A 21,312-nucleotide genomic window follows, 5' to 3' on the forward strand; every position below is an offset into this window, starting at 1 on the left:
TACCTTAGACGAACAACATTACTGCAAGTACGGCGTTGGATTAACAGGTTTGCCGTTAACGCGTAACTCGAAATGCAGCTTTGCTGCAGTAGTGTCTGTATCGCCCATCTCAGCAATCTTCTGACCCTTACGAACAGCATCACCCTCTTTTACCAAGAGCTTACTGTTGTGGGCATAAGCAGTGAGATAGGTATTATCGTGCTTAACAATCACAAGGTTGCCATAGCCACGCAAACTATTACCTGCGTAGACTACTTTGCCATCAGAGGCGGCAAGAACTGGCTCGCCGACCTTGCCGGCAATATCAATCCCTTTATTGGTCTCACTGAACTCACCAGTAACCTTGCCTTTTGCAGGCCAAGATAAACGAATACCTGGCTCAGCAACTACCTCGTTTTTCGCTGACTCAGGAGTGGAGGCTACTGAATCTGCTTTATCCGCTGCAGGTTTTTTCTCAGCCACTTTTGCGGGCTTAGTTCCCGCTGGTGCTTTAACCATGATCAAGTCACCGACCTCAATCACGTTGGGATTAAAGCTAGGATTGGCTGCCTTGTTCCACTGCACCACATCACGCGGTGCCTGACCATGGTCCAAAGCAATGCGCGCCAAGGTGTCACCTTTTTTAACGCGATAGTAACCAGGGGGCGCAGGCTCAGTTGAGCCACCGCTACGATCAGTCACGCTAGCAGGCTTAGTGCGAGGTGTAGAACATCCAACCATCAACATCAAAGATGAGGACATGAGCGCGGCGAGGAAAAGCTTCAATAAAGTGGATGACATTAAATTGGGTTCTGAATTGGTGAATTCATCATAAATCTCATACTACCCCTGATTGTAAGGGTACAAAAAAGACCCCGTCCAGTACAGTTCTTTGATAGCGCTGGGAACTCATTCTTTCAACCATTACCAGCTGCTGCTCTTTGTCATTCTTGACGACTGGGGCTACCAAGCGTCCACCTATCGATAACTGATCTAGCAAGGCATCCGGAATACCCAAGCCAGCTGCAGCCAAAATAATCCCATCAAATGGAGCAGCCTGAGGCAAACCTAAAATACCGTCGCCATATATTAAACGAAGGTTGTTAATGCGAAATGGGCGCAACTTAGCTCTTGCCATGTCATGTAGCGGACGAATACGCTCTATGGAATAAACCTCGTCTGCCAATAAACTCAGTACCGCCGCTTGGTAACCGCAACCGGTACCAATCTCCAATACTTTGCCAAGTTTATGTTTAGGCTTGTGAAGTAACTCAATCATGCGTGCAACTACTGATGGTTTAGAGATGGTCTGCTCATGCCCAATTGGTAGCGCAGTATCTTCGTAGGCTTGCGCATGTAATCCAGCATCCATAAAAGCATGACGTGGGACAGTGGCAATTGCCTCTAATGTTTTGCCGTGCTTTACTCCCCCAGCATGTACTTTCGCTGCTAGAGCCTGCCGATAAGCAGCAAAGCGTTCGGTCGGAGCCTTCAACCGCGGTCCCAGCCATTTGCGCGCATTGCCGCTAAACGAGCATGGTGCGTTAAATCAAGTTGCATTGGCGTAATCGAGATACATCCTTCAGCAATTGCATGAAAGTCAGTACCTTCAGAGCCCTCTTTGACATCGCCTGCGGCGCCAATCCAGTAGATCTTCTCGCCACGTGGACTGTCTTGCACGACTACTGGTTGTGAGTGATGACGATTACCGAGACGGGTTACACGCCAGCGATATAAATCAGCATAAGGACGATTAGGGATGTTGACGTTCAGTAGTGTTGCCGCACCCTCAGTACGAGCCAAGGCAGAAACCAGCATTTGGGCTACTAAATCATGCGCTGCTTTAGCGGCATCTTCAATACGATTCCACCCACGATCAATTTGTGAGAAAGCGATGCCTGGTACACCAAACATCACGCCCTCAACTGCAGCAGCAACTGTGCCAGAGTAAAGCGTATCTTCACCCATGTTCTCGCCTTGATTGATGCCAGAGATCACTAGGTCAGGTTTCTCATCCAAAAATCCAGTCATGGCAACGTGCACACAATCTGTTGGCGTACCGTTGATAAAGAAAAAACCGTCACGCTCACCGCCAGCTACTCGATGAATCGAGAGTGGTCTAGAGAGCGTCAAGGAGTTTGAAGCCCCGCTGTGATTTTGTTCTGGAGCAATCACAGTAATTCGCCCTAATGGACGTACCGCATTTACTAAGGCTAATAAGCCAGGAGCCAAATAGCCATCATCATTTGAAACCAAGATATGCGGTTGTTTTGACATGATTAAACAAGCCCCTGTTTACGTGTGCCACGCGCTCTCATTGCTGCGTAGATCACTGGCAAAACTAGTAAAGTTAAAATCGTAGTGGTTACCATGCCGCCCACAATCACAAGAGCCAACGGACGTTGCGCCTCGGAACCGATCGAATGGGACAAAGCTGCAGGTAGAAGACCTAAGCCAGCCAACATTGCTGTCATTAGCACAGGGCGAACACGCAATGCAGCACCATCTACCATCGCATCTTTCATGGCGCCATGCTCTTCAGCTACGGTCTTATTAATATAAGAGATCAAAATCACACCATCTTGGATTGCAATACCAAAGAGCGATAAGAATCCAAACAAAGCAGAAATACTCAAGGTCTCGCCACCAAGATGCAAAGCAATGATGCCACCAATAGCAGCGAATGGAACGTTGATCAAAACAATCACTGCATCGCGGAAATTACCCAAGGCAGTTACAAGCAATAAGAAAATGGCAACGAGCGTCAATGGAATGATGACCATGAGCTTTTGTTGTGCAGCCTTCATTTGATTGAATTGGCCATCCCATGCAATAGAGTAATTGGCAGGTAATGCCACATTCTTCTCCACTAAATATTTAGCATCCTCTACGGCACTCCCAAGATCACGATCACGCACACTAAAAATCACAGCAATATAGCGTTTCCCAGCTTCGCGGTAAATAAAGAATGGGCCATCAGTTAATTCAACATTGGCAACCATACCCAAAGGTACCCTGGCACCTGAAGGGGTATCAATCAGTAAATTAGCAATATCGGGTAAATCGTTTCGGCTTGACTCATTTAAACGCACCGCAATACCAAAAGTTTTTTCATCTTCCAAGAAATTACTAACTGGTGCCCCACCAATGGCATTCGCCACTACAGTCTGAACATCTCCGACATTTACACCATATCGCGCCGCTCGCTCACGATCGATTTGAATATTCAAGGTTGGCTGACCAAGCTCCCTCAAAATACTTTCGTCCTCAATACCGCGTACTTTTTTAAGCTGATCAATAACTTCATGAGCTTTAGTATTCAGAATATTCAGATCGGTACCAAAAATCTTTACCGAGTTCTCACCCTTGACACCCGACAAAGCCTCATTCACGTTGTCTTGAATATATTGAGAGAAGCTAAAGGAAACTCCAGGAATACGATTGAGCTCACCCTGTAAACGTTTCAAGAGGTCGGCTTTTGTGGTGCCCTTAGGCATCGCTTCTGGGGATTTCAGATACAAACCATACTCTTGATTAAATACCCCGGTAGAGTCAGTACCATCATCAGGGCGCCCAATTTGGGCGGCAACATGGTCTATCTCAGGCTGCCTTGTAAAGGTTTCTCGCAGCTGATTGGCTATGCTAATGGAATAGTCCAAATCTACTGTATTGGGCAAGACAACCCGCAACCAAATATTGTTTTCCTCAAGAGTAGGCAAGAATGCCGTACCCAAACGGGTAGCGCTTATTAAAGTAATCCCCAACACCAAAATAGATATCGTAATTACATGCCGAGGATGATCCATGAGACGTCTAAGTAATGGCTTATAGCGACTGAGTATCCAAGTGATAAATTTTGGTGGCTCATGGTGGAAGTTTTCACCAAACGAATATGAAATCGCCGCCGGCAAGAATGTCAGACTCAAAATAATCGAGGCAATTAACGCAAAGCCCATGGTGAAGGCCATGGGCTTAAAAATAATTCCCTCAACTCCACCCATTAAAAATAAGGGGGAATAAGCAACAATAATGATGCTGGTGGAATACACCATGGCCCTTTGTACTTCGGCAGTGGCCAAAATAATGCTTTGGTTTAAGCGTTTTCCGCCATCTTCTAGATGGCGCATAACGTTTTCAGTGATGATCACTGCGGCATCTACAATCACGCCAAAGTCAATGGCCCCTAAAGAAATTAGATTAGCTGGTACGTTAAACACGTACATCATGATGAAAGAGAAACACAGTGCCAGCGGAATGACAACTGCAACTACTGCAGCGGCCCTAAAATTTCCTAAGAAGATATACAGCAATATCAAGACCATAGAGATGCCAAAGAACATCGTATGCTTTACTGTGCCGACAGTAATATCTAATAGCACCTGACGATCATAGAATGGCTTGACTTCAATGCCAGGAGGCAATACATGGGCATTGATTGTGGTAATTTTTTCACGCACTCGCGCCAAGACTTCGGAGGCATTCTCGCCGCGACGCAAATAGACGATTCCTTCTACTGAGTCAGGATTTTCGTCAAACTGGAACAAGCCCAAACGTGGTGCATTGCCAATTTCTACCGTTGCTACATCACCAATACGAACGGGCACGCCATTATTAACAGCAATCACTACGCGCCTAATATCATCTAAATTCTTTAGCAAGCCGACACCGCGTACAACAAACTGCTGTTCACCACTTGGCAAAACACCGCCGCCAGTATTGTCATTAGCCTTTGTTAAGGCATCAATTAGCTGCGCCACAGTAATATTTTTAGATTGCAGGCTCTCTGGGCGAACAATCACGTTGTACTGCCGTACCTTCCCCCCAAAGGAAGAAACGTCTGCGATTCCCGGTGTTTGTTTGAGCTCTTTATAGATCTCATAGTTCTGCAAAGTCTTTAGTCGGGTTGGAGACGCATAGTCAGACTTAACTTGGTAACGCAAGATCTCGCCAGTAGCATCCGAATCAGGACTCACACTTGAACTCACGCCCGGGGGGAAAGTCACATTTCCCAAGTTGGAAATAAAGATTTGGCGTACTTTAAAAGGATCTGCGTTGTCATTAAATTTGAGCGTGACAACAGAAAGACCAAAGAGAGATACCGAGCGGAATGCCTTAACTCCGGGAATGCCAGCGAGTGCATTTTCTACTGGAATAGTCACCTGCTGCTCTACTTCGGTTGTACTTCTTCCAGGCCATTGGGAGATCGCTTGGATGGTGAGCGGCGCTACACCAGGGTAAGGCTGAATAGGCAATTGCTTGAGACTATATCCGCCCATACACAATAAAACAAAAGAAGCGAAGAGGATGAGAACACGTTTATCTAAAACGCTCCTTAGAAAGTTCGTTGCGAAACTCAATTACTCCTCCTGCTTCGCAAAACGATCATTTAACAAGACCGCGCCATCCGTTAATACTTGCATACCAGGCTCAACACCTTCGGTCACCGCAAATTGTTTGCCATCAAGATCGAAACCTTTCACCACAAAACGTCTAAAAGTATCCGGGGCCGTTCTGATAATGACATAACGCATCTCGCGAACCCGCACAATAGCAGTCTGTGGCAAAACGACAGCCTGCGATGAGCCAACCTGTAGCTTGCCTGAAGCAAACATATCCGGACGCAATAAACCATCGGAATTATCAACATCACAACGAATCACTAAGGCCCTGGTATCCGGATCAATAGTGGGCGCAATAAAATTAGTTTTAGCAGTGAATACTTTGTCTGGATAGGCTTCAGTACGCAAAATAATGGTTTGACCTTTTTGAATCTTGGCAATATCTTGCTCGTATACATTACCCAAGAACCATAAGGCCTTCGGATCCGCCAAGGTGGCCAAAACATCGCCAATGTTGGCAAAAGCACCAGGCTCTACTGCACGCTTCACTACCACGCCATCAATTGGTGATCGCACCACTAAGTTGGTTTGCGTTTTACCAGTCTTTTCTAGGAAATGAATGTCGCCATCACCGGCACCTAAATTACGAATGCGGTTGGCAGCAGCCTCTTGTGTAATACGAGAATCCGACAATAAATCACCGATCGCTTTATTATTCTCTAGAATCTTCGTAGTCTTAGAGGACAGTAGATATTCTTGCTGAGCAGAAATAAAATCTGGGCTATACATCTCCAAAACAGGAGAGCCCACTTTTACTTGCGCACCATCAAAGGCGTCAATCCGCTCAACCCGTCCAGCAGCTCGAGCCGAGAGCACTTTCGATTTTTCAGCATTAAACGTCAAGCGACCAGGCATAGCTAACTCAACTGGAACATCCGATTTAATGGCCTCGGTAAATACATAAACATCTGGATTTAAATTGAGACCTGGGAGCTTTAACTCCATCGCACCAGACGACTCTACCTTTAATGACTTATCATTTTTTTCAAGCTTGACTGGACGGTTCACATTAACAAATAGCCCTATCACAATGCCCAGCATCAAAATTGAAATACAAATGATCACTAAACGCAGTCGAGCGCGCGTCTCCGGTGGTAGCGCCCAATAGGAGCGATGGATATTATTTGTATTCGCATCAATGCGCGCTACAAATTGATCTTTTAGCTTATGCGCTTCTGCAAGAGCTCGCTGGTAAATGGCAATCAGTTTATGCTTCAAAACAACTCCTTAAAAAGGTTCTTTACCGGCCGTAGCCAATAAAACAGCTTGCGCTTGCAATAAATTACTCTCCGCAAGAGCCAGCTGAATTTCCAAGCCGCGTAATTGCGTTTGTGCTGTTAACAAATCATTGAACCCTTGGCCATTATTGGAATACTGAGTTAATCCGACCTTGTATGCTGCATCAGCCTGAGGTACCTGCCTATCCCTGAGAAAGTTTGCCGCAGTTCTGGCTTGCTCATAAGAAGCGTAAGCTGAGTTCACAGCCAGCACGATCTGTTGACGATTAGAAATATCGCTTGCCTCAGCAGAAGCTTGATTGCGGATCGCTTGTTCCACCCCGTATTTCTCCTTGGTAAAAAAGTACAAAGGAATAATGAGGTCTAACTCTAACTGGTAAAACAAGGCACCATTATTGGCTGAAAATGGTCCGCGAGGGGTATAGGAAGAACCAATCACCTGGAAATCTGGCAAGTAGGCCTTCTTCGCCAAGGTCACCCCTTTGCGAGCGGCCTCCAATTGGAGGGCAGATCCTTTTAGACTTGGGTGACTAGATTCGGCGTAATCCTCTAACTCTATCAAGGTTGGCATTGCATTCATCGAACGGCGGACATCGCCTTTGAGAATAAGCTTTTCACGTGAGTGGCGCCCCACTAAAGTATTAATGTTATTTAACGCTACTTGTAGCTGGCGCTCTAAATTAAATTGATCTGCTTCTGCAGAACTTTGAGCAACTTGAGCATTTAAATACTCAACATAAGCAGCAGCATTATTCGCATAGCGAGCCTTCGCAACATTCTTAATCATCTCCAAACGAATCACCGACTCTTTTAGCACTTGCAACTGCTTTTGCGCAGCAAGCGCGCTGTAATACAGCGTAGATAACTGTGCACCTAACTGCAAATAGGCTGCTTCAGATTGAGCCAGCAATGCCTCTGCATTGGTATCGGCAATATCAGCAGCTAAACTCTTTTTACCAGGAAACTGAAATGGCTGAGCAATCGAAATTGAGTTATTACTACTAATTCCACCGGGGTATTGCTGAGATGGTGCATTAGCACCACCTAATGCAAATGGGGAGTTAGCCGGCATACCGGACCACACTAGACCAACCTGTGGATTAGCTGGTGCTGCAATTTGAGGCACAGTTGCTTTCGCCGATAAATACGATTCACGCAATGCGCCAAGCTGGGGATTATTGAGTTTGAGCTCACTCCAAAGTTGGCGTAAATCCATTTCTGATGAGCCAGTTGATGCGTTGTTGACATAAATCTTTGGGGTATTTTGTTTGGTAACTGGTGCAAATAGTTCCGTAGCCTTTGAGGACTTATCCTTAGCACTCAGCTGAGCACTAATTGAGGGAGGCGCAGTTAAAGATGTATCACCTGTTTGCACGCTGACACTTGCCGGCGTGATGTCATTGGTAGCGGACTGCGCAAACACAGAGCAAGCAAAAGTCGCAACTACCAAGGAAGTGATGCAGTGAGCAGCATTGAATGCGCTAATTTTGCGTGTAAGGATTAACAAATGCGGCAGCCTCTAAATCAATAAAAATGCTGTTTTTATAGCTCCAGATGCAGATTTCGACCAAATTTAAACGCGATTCTGGAGGTTTTAAGGATTATAGGGGATAAAGGATAAAAGTCGAATTATTAAAATTCTCTATGTTATTGATTCTAAAGATAATAATTATGGATCGAGTCTAAAAATTCTTAGAACTCGGCATGAATCCTAAAAGACACAACATTTACAGGACCGCGAGCAGCATTGTAGGCTGGGTTCATGATGTGCTGATAGTTGAGACCCAAGAGGACATTTTGAATCACCAAAGCGTTGTAGTACACCTCACTAATTTGTTCAGGCTTATAACTAATAGACTGACTTGGACCTGCGTAAGGATAAGGGGTGTCACCAATGAAATTGGAAATTCCTCCTGCTTGTAAATAGGCTCTTCGATTAGATGAAATGCCATTGAGCATCGCAGATAGGCCTATCGTATCTTTGGCCCTACCCCAGCGCTCACCATTAATCCCCATACCAACAGATAAAGAGCTGTCGGCCTCTGCAAAAGCCATAGTTTCTGTATGGCCATCGGATGTGAATGCCCGCATGTATATACCCATGTCCTTGGTCAAGGCTTGTTCAGCATTTAAACCAATACCGGTTTTGACTTGAGCGCTATTGCGAACATTGACAATAGCTTGAGTGCCCTGAGCATTATTCACCAACAAATAATTAGTAGCGTCAGTAAATCGTGCCATAACCATGCGATTACGGTAACCTAGGACACTGACCTTACCCGGTAAGCTGCCAATACTATGCTGACGCTCTACCTCAATCTGATCACCGTAAGAATTAAAAATTTGCCAGTTCAGATCGCGCCCGTTTGGGTCTTTTGGAGCTAGCATACGTGAGGCTCTAAAGACCCAATTATCACGATACCACTCACCCGCCAAGCCCCAGCTATAGCCGCGCGCATCGGCTGCGTAGTCATAAGATAGGTAAGTCATATTGCCCCAGTTCATAAATTGCACGCGGGGATCTTTAGCGTACCTACTGTCATCAAAAATATCTAATGTAGAAAACTGTCCTGCAGTAATCACAAATCGATTGCTGCTGACTGTTTGACCAATCTGGTTGGCATCATTTTCTAACTCGACCTTACCGCCCTCTTGGTTAATCGTTTGACGCAAGAATGCGCGAGCAGAATAAAAGTGGGCTTGTGCACCTTGTGCGCGAGTTGCCTCGCCATTGGTAGGACCACCTAAACCTGTCAATCCAGAAAAAGGCACCCCAGAAACTACTTCAGGATTGAAATAAATATCAGTATCAGAGGCGACACGTGCACCAAAAAATAGCGTCCCCGACCAGGTATAACTCATCGACTTATCGGGTAGCAAACTGTTTTGCCCCTGATAAGGGGAATTGAATGCGTTGTAGCGCTGATTAATATAGGTAGTTTGACCGTGTACGTTTACAGGCAACCCTAGGATCTCACCTTCTGTTGGCAATCCCTGAATTGCTTCTGCAAAACTCGCAATTTGGTCGGCGCCTGACCCTGCCCGCTGTGCGTACACAGAAGCAGTGACAAAACTTAACAAGAGAATGAGCAAAAGCTTGCGGGTCATTCACGATTTCTGATGAGGTTGCTGAACCTAGTGGTTATGGCAACAGATTGAAGGAAAAATCAGTGCACTCACGGCCTGGGATTGAAGCCCAAGGGCGGCGCAGCCCAAATTATCCCCAAAAAGAGGCAATTTACCTAGTCTTTATGTCCTAGAGATGACAGATCAGGGAAGAATCACTGATAGATTGGGCTCGCATTAGTCTTGGGTGTGCCCTGAAAACAACTCAAGGAGCAATCAGAAGAATTAACGGCGATCCATTAAGGCGCGAGCTAAGGTGCCAGCATCCACATACTCAAGCTCTCCTCCTACTGGGATGCCTCGTGCAATACGCGTAACTTTGATGCCTTTAGCTTTAAGTACCTCGCCAATGTAATGAGCAGTAGCCTCACCTTCACTCGTGAAATTCGTAGCCAGCACCACTTCCCGAATCGACACACCAGTATCAGGGGTCTCAATGCGATTGAGTAATCGATCAAAGCCGATTTCATTTGGACCCATGCCATCGAGTGGTGAGAGACGACCCATCAATACAAAGTAGTTACCTTTAAAACTGAGCGTCTGCTCCACCATCACTTGGTCAGCAGGCGTTTCTACTATGCAAAGCAAAGAAGGATCACGGCGACCATCGGAACAAGTACCGCAAACCTGAGTTTCTGAAAAAGTATTACAACGCGCGCAGTGCCCTACTGTTTCAACTGCCTCACCCAATGATTGAGCGAGTACTGCCGCACCATTACGGTCATGCTGCAATAAATAGAACGCCATGCGCTGCGCTGACTTGGGGCCTACCCCAGGCAGAACGCGTAATGCCTCGATCAATCGACCGAGTGCATCTTGAGGTGCTTCTATGCGCGCCATTAAATATTCAGGTTCGTATTTAACAAAATTGAATTAGAACGGTAACTTAAAGCCAGGGGGCATTGGCATGCCAGCAGTGGCGCCAGACATCATCTGGGCACTTGCCGCTTCCACCTGTTTGAATGCTTCTGTGTAAGCAGTCACGATGAGGTCTTCCAACATCTCACGATCATCCATGGCGCCTGGATCAATCTGCACACGTTTGAGTTCGTATTTGCCAGAGACAGTTACTTTTACCAAGCCACCGGCAGCTTGACCAGTTACTTCCAACGCAGCCAACTCGGCTTGCGCAGTCTTCATCTTCTCTTGCATCTGCTGAGCCTGTTTCATGAGGCCAGCAAGTCCACCTTTCATCATCGCTTTATTTCCTTAGTGGTATTAATTGTGATTTATGAATATTGATATTGAATTAAAGAGGTTTCACAGAACCGCCAACTACCTTGGCACCAAACTCTTTTTCTAATTGCTGAATAAATGGATCGGCAGCAATCATTTGCTCCGCATTCATTCTTTTCTCTTGATGAATCTGGGCATCCACCTTGGCCACTGTCTTACCTTCTACTTCGCCCTTTTCAATTACGATCTTGACGGGCTTGCCAAAGTGAGTTGTAAGCGCATCAGCCAAACGACCAACAGAAGCTTCTGAAGCTAACTGCGGCATCGGCGTGAGGATAGTTGCACGCACCCCAGAAGCTGAATCATTCCAATCTTGCAACTCTGTCTGAAATGCTAACTGCTGCACCATCCCTTTAACGGGTAACTGACGCATCAAGGCATGCCAATCAGGACGCTCGGCAGAACTGGCCACGGAAATTTGTGCAGCTGGTGCTGACGGTGTAGACACTGGAGCGGCAGGCGCAGCTGCTCTAGCAGCAGGTGCTGGTGCAGACGCTATTGGACGAGCAGTATTGACTGTTGGAGCCGATGGAGATGACGGTGCTGGAGAAGAATTACTTCCTCCGCCGCTATTGCCTCCGGGACGGAACGCCAACATACGTAATAGGGTCATGGCAAAGCCAGTTTGCTCATCCGGTGCCAGCGATAAATCTGGACGACTTGTAATCGTGATTTGATAGAAGAGTTGCGCCTCTTCTTTTGTGAGCTGGCCTGCCAAGCGACAAATCTCGCCTGCTTCTGGCCAATCTTCTAAAACGGATTCTGGAACGACTTGGGCTGCTGCAATTTTTTGCAACAGACTAGAGAGATCTTGCAACGCCAATGAGAAAGACATGCTGCGCTCACCCATTTCGTTTGCGACTGCAAGAAGGCTTGCACCATCTTTAGCAATCAAGCAATCTAAAATACGGATGAGATAAGCATCATCTAATGTGCCAAGCATGCCGCGTACGGATTCTTCGCTAACTCTGCCAGCCGCATAGGCAATGGCCTGATCGGTTAGCGACAAAGCATCACGCATTGAACCTTGAGCCGCCTTGGCGAGAACACGTAAGGCATTGACTTCGCACTCCACCTTCTCAGCAGCGAGCACTTTTTCTAAATGTTCAACAATGAGCGGTACTGGCATTTGCTTGAGGTTGAACTGCAAGCAACGAGACAGAATGGTAACTGGGATCTTTTGTGGATCGGTAGTAGCTAGAATAAATTTGACGTGCTCTGGCGGCTCTTCCAAGGTTTTAAGCATGGCATTGAAGGCATGATTGGTGAGCATATGCACCTCGTCAATCATGTAGACCTTGTAGCGCGCATTGCTGGGTGCGTAAGCTGCCTTTTCTAGGAGGGCAGCAATATCGTCAACGCCACGATTACTTGCAGCATCCATCTCTATATAGTCAACAAAGCGACCAGCATCGATTTCCATGCAAGCTGGGCATTTTCCGCAAGGCTCTGAAGTCATCTTGCCGGAACCATCAGACCCCGTGCAATTGAGGGCTTTAGCCATAATTCGGGCAATCGTGGTCTTACCTACTCCACGGGTACCCGTAAAGAGCCATGCGTGGTGCAGACGACCCTGATCCAAAGCATGGGTTAAGGCCTTAACCACATGGTCTTGGCCGACTAATTCAGAGAAGGTTTTGGGGCGCCACGAACGGGCTAATGCCAATGCTGTCATGTCTTACATTCTAACAAGCTAAAATGGAATTGGATGGGCCTCCCCGCATGGTGGGTTGGATAACCTGGTCAGGTCGGGAACGAAGCAGCCAAACCCAATTTCTGCCAGTGCCGGGGGTTTGGCTCATCCACCCTTACCCCCCATCAAAAACAGTTATTCAGAAGATCTTCAGAATCCTAAAAATCCCCCAAATTATCCAGATAATTAGCAAAACCAGAACAGTTCGTGCATCCAGCGAGATTCTGAATAACTGCAGGTGCTTATGGGAACACTCAATAGAAACTCGCAAAGCAAGCCCTCCTCTATATATAAAGATTGAGCGTAGAACCCCAGGATCACAATGCATAGGCAATTAGGATGATTAAGATGTAAGCAGATTGATACTCAGGGCACAATAGATCCATTCAATACCAACAAAGCCCTTATGTCCCAAGCCATTATTTTCGATGTAGAAGCAACTGATAAGAACGATGCCGTCATTATTGAAGCTGCTTCATTAGATGTCACCTCCCTGAAGCCATTTGAAGTGGGTAATCCTTGGGTGCAGCGCTATAACCCCGGCAAGCCTATTAGCTTGGGTGCACTTGCTACTCATCACATCATGGACGAAGAGCTGGTCAATTGCCCGGCGAGTAGTTCTTTTAGATTACCTACTGGCACCAAATACCTGATTGGGCACAACATTGATTTTGACTGGGTTGCGATTGGCAAGCCTGAAGTAAAGCGTATCTGCACCCTTGCTCTTGCACGCAGTCTATGGCCTGAGCTTGATAGTCACACTCAAAGTGCTCTGCTCTACTTCTTCGAACGCGATACAGCTAGGGACCAATTACGCAATGCGCATAGCGCATTAGCTGACGTATGGATTTGCTCCAAGATTGTTGGGCAAATTATTGATAAGCTACACCCAGTCTCTTTAGATGCCCTATGGGAAATGTCTGAGAAGGCCAGGATTCCAACGATCATGCCTTTTGGCAAACATAAGGGCGAGCCCATTAGCCAAGTTCCCACTGACTATAAGCAATGGATGCTTCGCCAAGATAATGTCTCCGAGTTTTTACGCAAAGCTCTAGAAGCTAAGTAGTCTTAGCTTTCTTGCTTAGGTTGATCCAACCCTTACTGTTTTTTTATTAAAGCCCCCTACAAGCTTTTCAGTAATTTCTGATGTAATATATGTACCATTATTGGTACGCTATACGGATGAAAACCCCAATCCTAGATGTGTACTTTTTTAAGACAGAATCAAATAACGAACCCGTTAGGCAATGGCTCCGACTACTAACCCCTAGGGATAAAAAAGTAATGGGCGAAGATATAAAAACTATTCAATTTGGCTGGCCCCTTGGCATGCCCCTAGTAAGGCATATTGATGGCGAACTTTGGGAGGCTCGCAGCAAGCTATCCAATGGCATTGCCAGAGTTCTATTTGTGCTGGATGGCAGTGCCACGATACTGATTCATGGATTCATCAAGAAACAACAAAAGACACCAAAGCCTGATTTAGATTTAGCAAGAACTAGAGTAAAGCAGTTAAGGAGAGGATTATGAAAAAGAAACATATTGGTAGTAATTTTGATGAATTCTTAAAAGATGAATCACTGCTTGAGCACTCTACTGCCGTAGCAGTAAAACGTGTCATTGCCTGGCAAATTGAAAGTGAGATGGAGAAACAGCAAATTACGAAGACTTCTATGGCTAAAAAAATGCACACTAGTCGTGCTGCTTTAAATCGTCTTCTTAATGAAACCGACACTAGCCTTACTTTAATTACCTTAGCCAGTGCAGCAACTGTCCTAGGAAAGAGAATTAAGTTTGAACTAAAGGCCGCCTAAAAAGAGCAAGGGAATAAGGAATCCGTGATTTCCTTATTCCCCCCTACTTTTGCTTCCTGCTGCTTTTTTCATTAACTACTACCGCCGATATTTTTTACTGATATCTACGATTAAAGATCTGTTTTGTTTCAGCATCATGACGCTTGGTGTTTTTCAACACTGCGCAATAAGACAGGATCATGATCACTGCCAATGAGATGCCATTAAAGTTGTTCATCAAGTTGCTAATTGTGTTCATTTGTTTCTCCTCTTTTGCTATTTGGCTTTTGCTATCTATTTTTTACCGCTTATCTACTGCTACGAATTCAGAATAATTGACTTAAAGCTCACAAAATGAGCTTGTAAAAAATTGTGGTTTTTTATTTAAATATTTCATGTTTTTTATCGTGCGATGGGCAACTCATCCCACCTCGTGGTGTAGTTCGGCGACCGATTGTTTGATCTCATCTGCCACTCTTCTTTAGTGCCATTGGTTCCTGCGGCTGCAGATCTGATGAATGCATTGCCAAAACGCGTGTTGATCTCATCTACCGCTTTCATCAAATGAGCAGACTTACCTTTAGTCTCGATATCCTCAAACAAGGATTGCTGAGCTGTTGGCTTGTCGCTAATCAGATTGAGAATGACGCCCGCCTTCTTGTAACGGAAGTTCGCTTGATAGATTTGCTTGAGGCCTGCCAATGCTGCATTGGTTAAGGTCAGCGTGTTATCCGTTGGATCCGCCAATGGAATCGTGACGCTTTGGTGATACTGTGGCTCATTTTGCTTAAACGGATTAGTCTGGATAAATACGGTGAGCGCGCCCGTAGTGCTATTTTGGGTTCTGAGCTTTTCAGCAGCACGCGCTACGTGAGTGGCAACCGATTCCGCAAGCTCTACCTGGCTAGTCACCAACTTACCAAAACTGCGTGAGGCAATAATTTGTTGTTTGGCTGGCGCTACTTCTTCTAGTTGCAAACAAGATGTGCCACGCAGTTCATAACAGAGGCGCTCCATCACTACGCCAAACTGTTGACGCATAGCTTGTGGTGAGGCTTGCAAAAGATCAAATACGCTCTGAATGTTTTGGGCTTTGATTTTCTTGGCGATTTGTTTACCAACACCCCAGACCTCGCCCACCTCAGTCTCGCTCATCCACTGGTAGAGCTCTTCTTTTGCCATACCGTTGACATCACATACGCCAACGAACTGCTTATGTTTCTTAGCCAAGTGATTGGCTAACTTAGCTAAGGTTTTGCTGGCACCAATACCCACGCAGACTGGCAAGCCGGTGGTATCTTTCACTTCCTGTTTGATCTTTTGACCTAATTCAATCGTGTCTTGATATTGTTTTAAGGCTGTCTCGATTTGTAAAAAGCTCTCGTCGATGCTGTAAACCTCTAGGTTTGGCGTGAATGCTCTCAGCACCTCAACTACACGACTACTCATGTCGCCATACAAGGTGTAATTAGACGAGTAAGCCTGAATACCATGCTGCTTGGCCAAGTCCTTCATCTGAAACCAAGGTGTTCCCATCTTCACGCCAAGCGCTTTGACTTCAGCACTACGCGCTACAGCGCAGCCATCGTTATTAGATAACACGACCATCGGCACTTCTTCCAACTTGGGCTGAAATACACGCTCACAAGAAACGTAGAAGTTGTTTACGTCCACGAGTGCAAAAAGTGGAGTTGGTGTAGTTTGTGAATTGGAGTTCATCTCACTTCCCATTTCTGCCACTGGCATTGCTGTACTTACGCACTACCCCAACCACTACACCCCAGATTTGCAGCTCGCTGCCTTCATTAAAGGTAATGGGTTGATAGTTTTGGTTTTCTGGCTGGAGCTCAATACGGCCGCGCAACTGATAAAGGCGCTTGATGGTGTACTCGCTATCCACTACGGCAACCACGATGTCTTTATGTTTTGGCTTAAGGGCTTTATCAACAACGACCTTATCGCCATCGCAAATCCCCGCGCCCAGCATGGAATCCCCCTTCACGGTAAACATGAAGGTGGCTGGCTTGTTCTGGACGAGGTAATGATTCAGATCGAGGCCGTCTTCGGCGTAATCTGCCGCTGGACTAGGGAATCCAGCTGACATCCGATGGCTTAGGAGCTTGAGCTCATAGGCAGCAAAATGGCCTGCCAAGGCTTGTGGCGCCTGACTCAGGGTTACTTTTGCGGGGTTCATTACTTGCGTCATAGTCATTAATATACTGTATGTTTATACAGTATATGTAAAAACCGCAAAAATGGCCTTATTTTTGTTGTTTTGGGGCTATGAGCCCCCTCCCGCCCCCTCCTTTTTCTCGACCTCACTAGTCATAAACCCCGAGTTGACCCTACTCATATTACCCCCTAAGGAATTGCATAATGATCCCAGAAGTTACTGTGCAAGTGATCCAGTAGCTCATATAAAAAGAACAGTAGGAGACATATGAAGACGTATAAGATTGCGTCCGTCCCAGGCGACGGCATTGGCAAAGAAGTCATCCCGGAGTGCGAGAAGGTATTAAATGCCTTAAGCAAAAAATATCCTGAAGTCGCTTTTGCATTCGAGCAATTTGATTGGGGTGGTGATTATTACCGTAAGCACGGCATCATGATGCCCGAGGATGGTCTTGAGCCCTTGCGTTCTAAAGACGCCATCTTGTTCGGCTCTGCTGGCGACCCCAAGATTCCGGATCACATTACTTTATGGGGCTTGCGTCTCAAAATCTGCCAAGGCTTTGATCAATACGCAAACGTGCGTCCTACGCGCATTCTTCCTGGCATCGAAACACCACTACGTAATTGCAAACCAGGTCAACTCGACTGGGTCATCGTGCGCGAGAACTCTGAAGGCGAATACTCTGGTGTAGGCGGTAGAGCCCATCAAGGCCATCCCATTGAGGTTGCCTCTGATATGAGCATCATGACTCGCGTTGGCGTTGAGCGCGTACAGCGCTTCGCCTTTAAGCTCGCGCAGTCACGCCCTCGCAAGCACCTCACAGTCATCACTAAATCTAATGCTCAGCGCCATGGCATGGTGATGTGGGACGAGATCGCCAATATCGTTGCCAAAGACTTTCCGGATGTCACCTGGGATAAAGAATTGGTTGATGCCGCTACTGCGCGCATGGTCAATCGCCCAGAATCTTTAGACACCATCGTTGCTACTAACTTACATGCAGACGTACTCAGTGATTTGGCAGCTGCATTAGCCGGTAGCCTAGGTATTGCACCAACTGCCAATCTGGATCCAGAGCGTCGCTATCCATCCATGTTTGAGCCGATTCATGGTTCTGCTTTTGACATTATGGGCAAAGGTCTTGCCAATCCAATTGGCACCTTCTGGTCAGCAGTGATGATGCTCGACTTCCTGGGTGAAAAAGCGCTCGGTGCAAAGTTAATGGCAGCCATTGAAAAAGTGACAGCCAATCCAAAGTTACATACTCGTGATTTAGGCGGCACGGCCATGATGAGTGATGTTACTAATGCAGTCATTGAGGAGATTTCTAAATGAAGCTATTTAAATTACTAAGTAGATTGCTGAGTATTGGCCTAGTCTCACTTGGCTTGCTATCTGGCGCGCATGCTCAACCTTTCCCCGATAGAACCATTCAGTACATCATCCCCTTCCCTGCTGCTGGCGAGTCTGATTTAGTAGCGCGCTATCAAGCCGACATCTCAGCTAAGAAATTCAAGCAGCCGATGGTGGTTATGAACCGCGCTGGTGCTGGTGGCGCATTGGTATGGAGCACTATGAATACCTATCCCGCTGACGGTACAACGGTAGTGGGCGTGAATATCCCCCACACTATCTTGCAGCCGCTACAGGAGGGGATTCAGTACAAGACCGAAGATATTAATGCGATCTACTACTACCACTTCACCCCTGATGCTTTGATGGTGTCTGCAGATAGTCCCTACAAGACCTATCAAGAATTTATTGCGGCCGCCAAAAAAGATCCTGGCAAGATGACGCTTGCTGGATCTGCACAGTTCTCAGCCAACCACATGGCAGTCGAGCGCCTCAATAAACTGGCTGGCGTCAAAATTACTTACGTTCCCTTTAAAGGTACGGGTGATTTGATTACCGCCTTGATTGGGATGCACGTTGATGGCGCGATGGGTTATCTACCTTTGGCTATTCAGCAAAAAGGTAAGGTGCGCACACTGGCAATCGCTACCGAGAAACGTAATCCCGCTCTACCAGACGTGCCAACCTTTAAAGAACTGGGATTGAACTGGGTAGACGGCGCCTATCGTGGCGTTGCCGTGCCCAAAGCAACCCCGCTGGTATTGCAGCAAAAGATGTCTGACTACTTCGCACAGCTCAATGCCGATCCCGAGACTAAAAAGAAATTGGAAGATGCTGGCTTTGTGATTGTGGATATTCCATTGGCAAAGATGCCGGCATTCATGAAAGAGAAAACGGCTCAAGCCATGGATGATGCCAAGAATGCAGGGATGATTAAGTAAGGCTTTAACTTTCTTAAATAAAAAACCACCGCATGTTCGGTGGTTTTTTATTGGATGCTTGCTTTCCGCTCTAGCAAAAAGCAAAAGCGAGAATTGCCGGATCGTCTAGAAAAGCATTGGATAGGTAAACACTGGCTCGGAAGAGCCAAGGGCTTACAGTCGCAACGATTTGTGAAAAATATTCCATGACTATATTGTAAGGGCTATTTAGCCACCCAGGTAATCGGACTTGCCAACCTCTACCCCGTTATGGCGCAGGATGTCATAAGCCGTAGTGATATGGAAATAAAAATTAGGGATGATCCAGGTCAGCAGATATTGCTCGCCAACAAACTCAAAGTTCCACTCTTTAATTGAGAACTTAATTTCTTTTGCTTCAGTGCCATCAACCTGCTCTGGCTTGAGACTATTGGCAAAAGTAATGGTTTTAGCGATACGGTCTTGTAGCTGGTCAAAAGTAGTTTCGTTATCTTCAAATTTCAGTGGCTCAACACCGGCCAGACGCGCCATGCCATTTTTCACTTGATCACAAGCAATTTGAACTTGCTTGGATAGTGGAAACATATCTGGGGCAAGACGGCCTTCCACCAATGCTTTGCTATCGAGACCCTTAGCACTCGCAAATGCTTCACCCTTTTTGAGGATATTCGAAAGATTGGTGAGCATCTTTGTGAGTTGCGGAATTGATGCTTGATACATTGAAATTGCCATAGTGCTCTCTCCACCTTCTTAGTTATTCTTACACGTCGCTCATAAAATCACCACCGCCATCATCCCAAGAGCTCGAACCACCATCATCCCAAGAGCTTGCATCATTGACGCCAAAGTTGGCAGCATCTGGTGCTTGACCGCCTACTTGGTTAAAGTCGTTATTGAGGTTTGGATTTGGGCGTTGATTACCGCCCATTAAATGACTTGCCAAAGCTTCACCAGCAACCATACCAGCACCGAGTGCTGCACCAGTCGCTAAGCTGCCCATTAAACCACCGCCCATGCCAGATGCTGGTGCGCCTGGGTAACTAGGCGGATAGGTGCCAGGCGCTCCTGGTACCCCTGGATATGGTCCATTTGCAGTCAGCGCGTTATAAACCTCCACTGGCTGCTGGCGCTTCCTCATAAAGAAGATTACGCCCGCAACCAAGATGGCAATCAAGATCCAAAAAACTGGGCTAGTTAAGATGGAGCTTGCACCTGCATTAGTATTAACGTTGCCTGGTGCTGTACCTGCACGTAATTGCGCTTGGAGCCTTTGTACAGAATCAGGTTGAGCAAATGGTAAACCTGGTGCCAGATTTTCTGCTTGTACAAAAGCGCTTCTTGCAGCATCTAACTTACCTTCTTTGAGGTAAAGCTCAGAAGCCATGTAATGTGCCTTGCCGCTATTAGGATGATTTTTCAAGACCTCTTGCATCATGGCATCCGCTTTTGCCAATTGCCCAGATTCAATTGCTTGATAGACCTCGGGCAAAGTAGCTTCTGCAAAAGCAAGATGACTCGTTAGTAATAGCGCGCTTGCGAATAGACCAACAAACAACTTGAGTAAATTACCCATTTTCATCATGACTCCTCGTGAAATGTTTTGCTGGGAATTTCATTATCGCCAGTTTAGACATTTTTGCTATTCATGATCTATATGGGGGCTTTTACGGGAAATTCAAGGGTATGACCACCCCCTTCACACCCCTTGCTACCCTCTTCTTTAGATTGAAATTCCCATAATTTTTGTAGTTATATTAATTCATTGATGTTATGATTTAACGTAACTACAATATTTCCGATAAAATTCACCTATGATTCGGTAAAAAATGACTCAAACCTTGTAAAACATGGCCTTCCGCTCTCAGATGCAAAGATACTTGATTGGGATACAGCCTTTAGCTGGATCGATGAAAGAAAGAATTGCGGTGAAGAAAGACGGATTGCTTTGGTGTTAATGAATGAACGCCTGTATTGCGTGATTTATTTAGAGTCAAAAATAGCGATGAGAATTATTAGTTTAAGAAAAGCAAATAACCGTGAGATGAAAATCTATGAAGAAGAAGCTAATTAGACTGAGTGCCGAAGAGGATGCCGCAATTACTAAGGCCGCCTTATCTGACCCCGATAACCCGCCTATCACGGAAGAAGAGTGGAATGCGATTAAACACAGAGTCGTTTGCGGCAGGGGAAGACCTGTGGGTAGCGGAATTAAAGAACAAGTTACTCTAAGGATTGATAAGGATGTTTTAGATTTTTATAAATCTAAAGGTGAAGGTTGGCAAACATTTATCAACCAAGTGCTTGGCGAAGTAAAAAGAGAATCTAAATCCATTTTGATGGTTGAAAAGAAGTTAAACAAGGGAACCTTGATCGCCAATAAATTCAAGGTAGCTGCTTAACAC

Annotated in this window: 21 protein-coding genes, 1 other RNA gene and 1 pseudogene; 8 read left to right on the plus strand and 15 right to left on the minus strand. The window is 46.0% G+C overall.

What is annotated here, in order from left to right; translation table 11 throughout:
- Positions 1 to 18: 18 nt before the first annotated feature.
- The 10 genes and pseudogenes from ICN37_RS09495 to dnaX form a co-directional block, all read right to left on the minus strand.
- Entirely contained in the window at positions 19 to 780 is a 762-nt protein-coding gene (locus ICN37_RS09495) for a peptidoglycan DD-metalloendopeptidase family protein (protein WP_216157023.1), read from the minus strand.
- Positions 781 to 817: 37 nt separating this feature from the next.
- Positions 818 to 1,441: pseudogene (locus tag ICN37_RS09500) on the minus strand (protein-L-isoaspartate(D-aspartate) O-methyltransferase); the annotation flags it as partial.
- 29 nt (positions 1,442 to 1,470) lie between these two features.
- Positions 1,471 to 2,256, minus strand: coding sequence for a 5'/3'-nucleotidase SurE (gene surE, locus ICN37_RS09505; protein WP_216157025.1), 786 nt, complete (start codon positions 2,254 to 2,256; stop codon positions 1,471 to 1,473).
- 2 nt (positions 2,257 to 2,258) lie between these two features.
- A complete protein-coding gene (locus ICN37_RS09510; RefSeq protein ID WP_216157028.1) occupies positions 2,259 to 5,336 on the minus strand; it encodes an efflux RND transporter permease subunit in 3,078 nt (1,025 codons plus the stop codon).
- A complete protein-coding gene (locus tag ICN37_RS09515; RefSeq protein ID WP_216157030.1) occupies positions 5,337 to 6,596 on the minus strand; it encodes an efflux RND transporter periplasmic adaptor subunit in 1,260 nt (419 codons plus the stop codon).
- Positions 6,597 to 6,605: 9 nt separating this feature from the next.
- Positions 6,606 to 8,123, minus strand: coding sequence for a TolC family protein (locus ICN37_RS09520; protein ID WP_216157033.1), 1,518 nt, complete (start codon positions 8,121 to 8,123; stop codon positions 6,606 to 6,608).
- A gap of 185 nt (positions 8,124 to 8,308) precedes the next feature.
- On the minus strand, positions 8,309 to 9,724 hold the full coding sequence (locus ICN37_RS09525; RefSeq protein WP_072582158.1) for a carbohydrate porin: 1,416 nt from the start codon (positions 9,722 to 9,724) through the stop codon (positions 8,309 to 8,311).
- A 243-nt stretch (positions 9,725 to 9,967) separates the two neighbouring features.
- Positions 9,968 to 10,582, minus strand: a complete 615-nt coding sequence (gene recR / locus ICN37_RS09530; protein WP_072582157.1) for a recombination mediator RecR — start codon at positions 10,580 to 10,582, stop codon at positions 9,968 to 9,970.
- A 33-nt stretch (positions 10,583 to 10,615) separates the two neighbouring features.
- Positions 10,616 to 10,939, minus strand: coding sequence for a YbaB/EbfC family nucleoid-associated protein (locus ICN37_RS09535; protein WP_215359808.1), 324 nt, complete (start codon positions 10,937 to 10,939; stop codon positions 10,616 to 10,618).
- A 52-nt stretch (positions 10,940 to 10,991) separates the two neighbouring features.
- Positions 10,992 to 12,653, minus strand: coding sequence for a DNA polymerase III subunit gamma/tau (gene dnaX, locus ICN37_RS09540; RefSeq protein WP_216157036.1), 1,662 nt, complete (start codon positions 12,651 to 12,653; stop codon positions 10,992 to 10,994).
- Positions 12,654 to 12,685: 32 nt separating this feature from the next.
- Between dnaX and ffs the strand changes: the two genes are divergently transcribed.
- The 4 genes from ffs (at position 12,686) to ICN37_RS09560 (ending at position 14,485) form a co-directional block, all read left to right on the plus strand.
- Positions 12,686 to 12,784, plus strand: an RNA gene (ffs, locus tag ICN37_RS09545) — signal recognition particle sRNA small type.
- Between the two features lie 293 nt (positions 12,785 to 13,077).
- Complete coding sequence (locus ICN37_RS09550) at positions 13,078 to 13,737, plus strand: putative quorum-sensing-regulated virulence factor (RefSeq protein WP_216157040.1); 660 nt, start codon at positions 13,078 to 13,080, stop codon at positions 13,735 to 13,737.
- Positions 13,738 to 13,853: 116 nt separating this feature from the next.
- On the plus strand, positions 13,854 to 14,201 hold the full coding sequence (locus tag ICN37_RS09555; protein WP_216157044.1) for a type II toxin-antitoxin system RelE/ParE family toxin: 348 nt from the start codon (positions 13,854 to 13,856) through the stop codon (positions 14,199 to 14,201).
- Entirely contained in the window at positions 14,198 to 14,485 is a 288-nt protein-coding gene (locus ICN37_RS09560; protein ID WP_216157047.1) for a helix-turn-helix domain-containing protein, read from the plus strand. Before ICN37_RS09555 ends, ICN37_RS09560 begins: the two co-directional genes overlap by 4 nt.
- Positions 14,486 to 14,579: 94 nt before the next feature.
- On the opposite strand, the gene ICN37_RS09565 is transcribed toward ICN37_RS09560, so the two are convergent.
- From ICN37_RS09565 to ICN37_RS09575, 3 genes are all read right to left on the minus strand, one after another.
- Positions 14,580 to 14,723 (minus strand): hypothetical protein, encoded by a 144-nt coding sequence (locus ICN37_RS09565; RefSeq protein WP_216157050.1) that lies wholly within the window; start codon positions 14,721 to 14,723, stop codon positions 14,580 to 14,582.
- Positions 14,724 to 14,866: 143 nt separating this feature from the next.
- Positions 14,867 to 16,183, minus strand: a complete 1,317-nt coding sequence (locus ICN37_RS09570) for a Y-family DNA polymerase (protein WP_255538510.1) — start codon at positions 16,181 to 16,183, stop codon at positions 14,867 to 14,869.
- 1 nt (position 16,184) lies between these two features.
- Entirely contained in the window at positions 16,185 to 16,676 is a 492-nt protein-coding gene (locus ICN37_RS09575) for a LexA family transcriptional regulator (RefSeq protein ID WP_216121920.1), read from the minus strand.
- 228 nt (positions 16,677 to 16,904) lie between these two features.
- Here ICN37_RS09575 and ICN37_RS09580 point away from each other — a divergent pair, with 228 nt between their 5' ends.
- Positions 16,905 to 17,972 carry a tartrate dehydrogenase gene (locus ICN37_RS09580; RefSeq protein ID WP_216157055.1) on the plus strand — a complete coding sequence of 356 codons (1,068 nt, stop codon included), beginning with the start codon at positions 16,905 to 16,907 and terminating at the stop codon, positions 17,970 to 17,972.
- Positions 17,969 to 18,931, plus strand: coding sequence for a tripartite tricarboxylate transporter substrate binding protein (locus ICN37_RS09585; RefSeq protein WP_216157058.1), 963 nt, complete (start codon positions 17,969 to 17,971; stop codon positions 18,929 to 18,931). Before ICN37_RS09580 ends, ICN37_RS09585 begins: the two co-directional genes overlap by 4 nt.
- Positions 18,932 to 19,138: 207 nt before the next feature.
- On the opposite strand, the gene ICN37_RS09590 is transcribed toward ICN37_RS09585, so the two are convergent.
- Together ICN37_RS09590 and ICN37_RS09595 are read right to left on the minus strand one after the other, a co-directional pair.
- Positions 19,139 to 19,642, minus strand: coding sequence for a DUF1993 family protein (locus ICN37_RS09590; RefSeq protein WP_216157061.1), 504 nt, complete (start codon positions 19,640 to 19,642; stop codon positions 19,139 to 19,141).
- A gap of 28 nt (positions 19,643 to 19,670) precedes the next feature.
- Positions 19,671 to 20,483 carry a tol-pal system YbgF family protein gene (locus ICN37_RS09595; RefSeq protein WP_255538511.1) on the minus strand — a complete coding sequence of 271 codons (813 nt, stop codon included), beginning with the start codon at positions 20,481 to 20,483 and terminating at the stop codon, positions 19,671 to 19,673.
- A gap of 225 nt (positions 20,484 to 20,708) precedes the next feature.
- On the opposite strand from ICN37_RS09595, the gene ICN37_RS09600 reads away from it, so the two are divergent.
- Both ICN37_RS09600 and ICN37_RS09605 read left to right on the plus strand, forming a co-directional pair.
- Positions 20,709 to 20,981: a BrnT family toxin gene (locus ICN37_RS09600; RefSeq protein WP_370623845.1), complete on the plus strand. Its 273-nt coding sequence runs from the start codon at positions 20,709 to 20,711 to the stop codon at positions 20,979 to 20,981.
- Positions 20,962 to 21,309, plus strand: coding sequence for a BrnA antitoxin family protein (locus ICN37_RS09605; RefSeq protein ID WP_216157064.1), 348 nt, complete (start codon positions 20,962 to 20,964; stop codon positions 21,307 to 21,309). Before ICN37_RS09600 ends, ICN37_RS09605 begins: the two co-directional genes overlap by 20 nt.
- Positions 21,310 to 21,312: the final 3 nt, after the last annotated feature.

This window comes from Polynucleobacter sp. P1-05-14 (genome assembly GCF_018881675.1).
GTDB lineage: Bacteria > Pseudomonadota > Gammaproteobacteria > Burkholderiales > Burkholderiaceae > Polynucleobacter.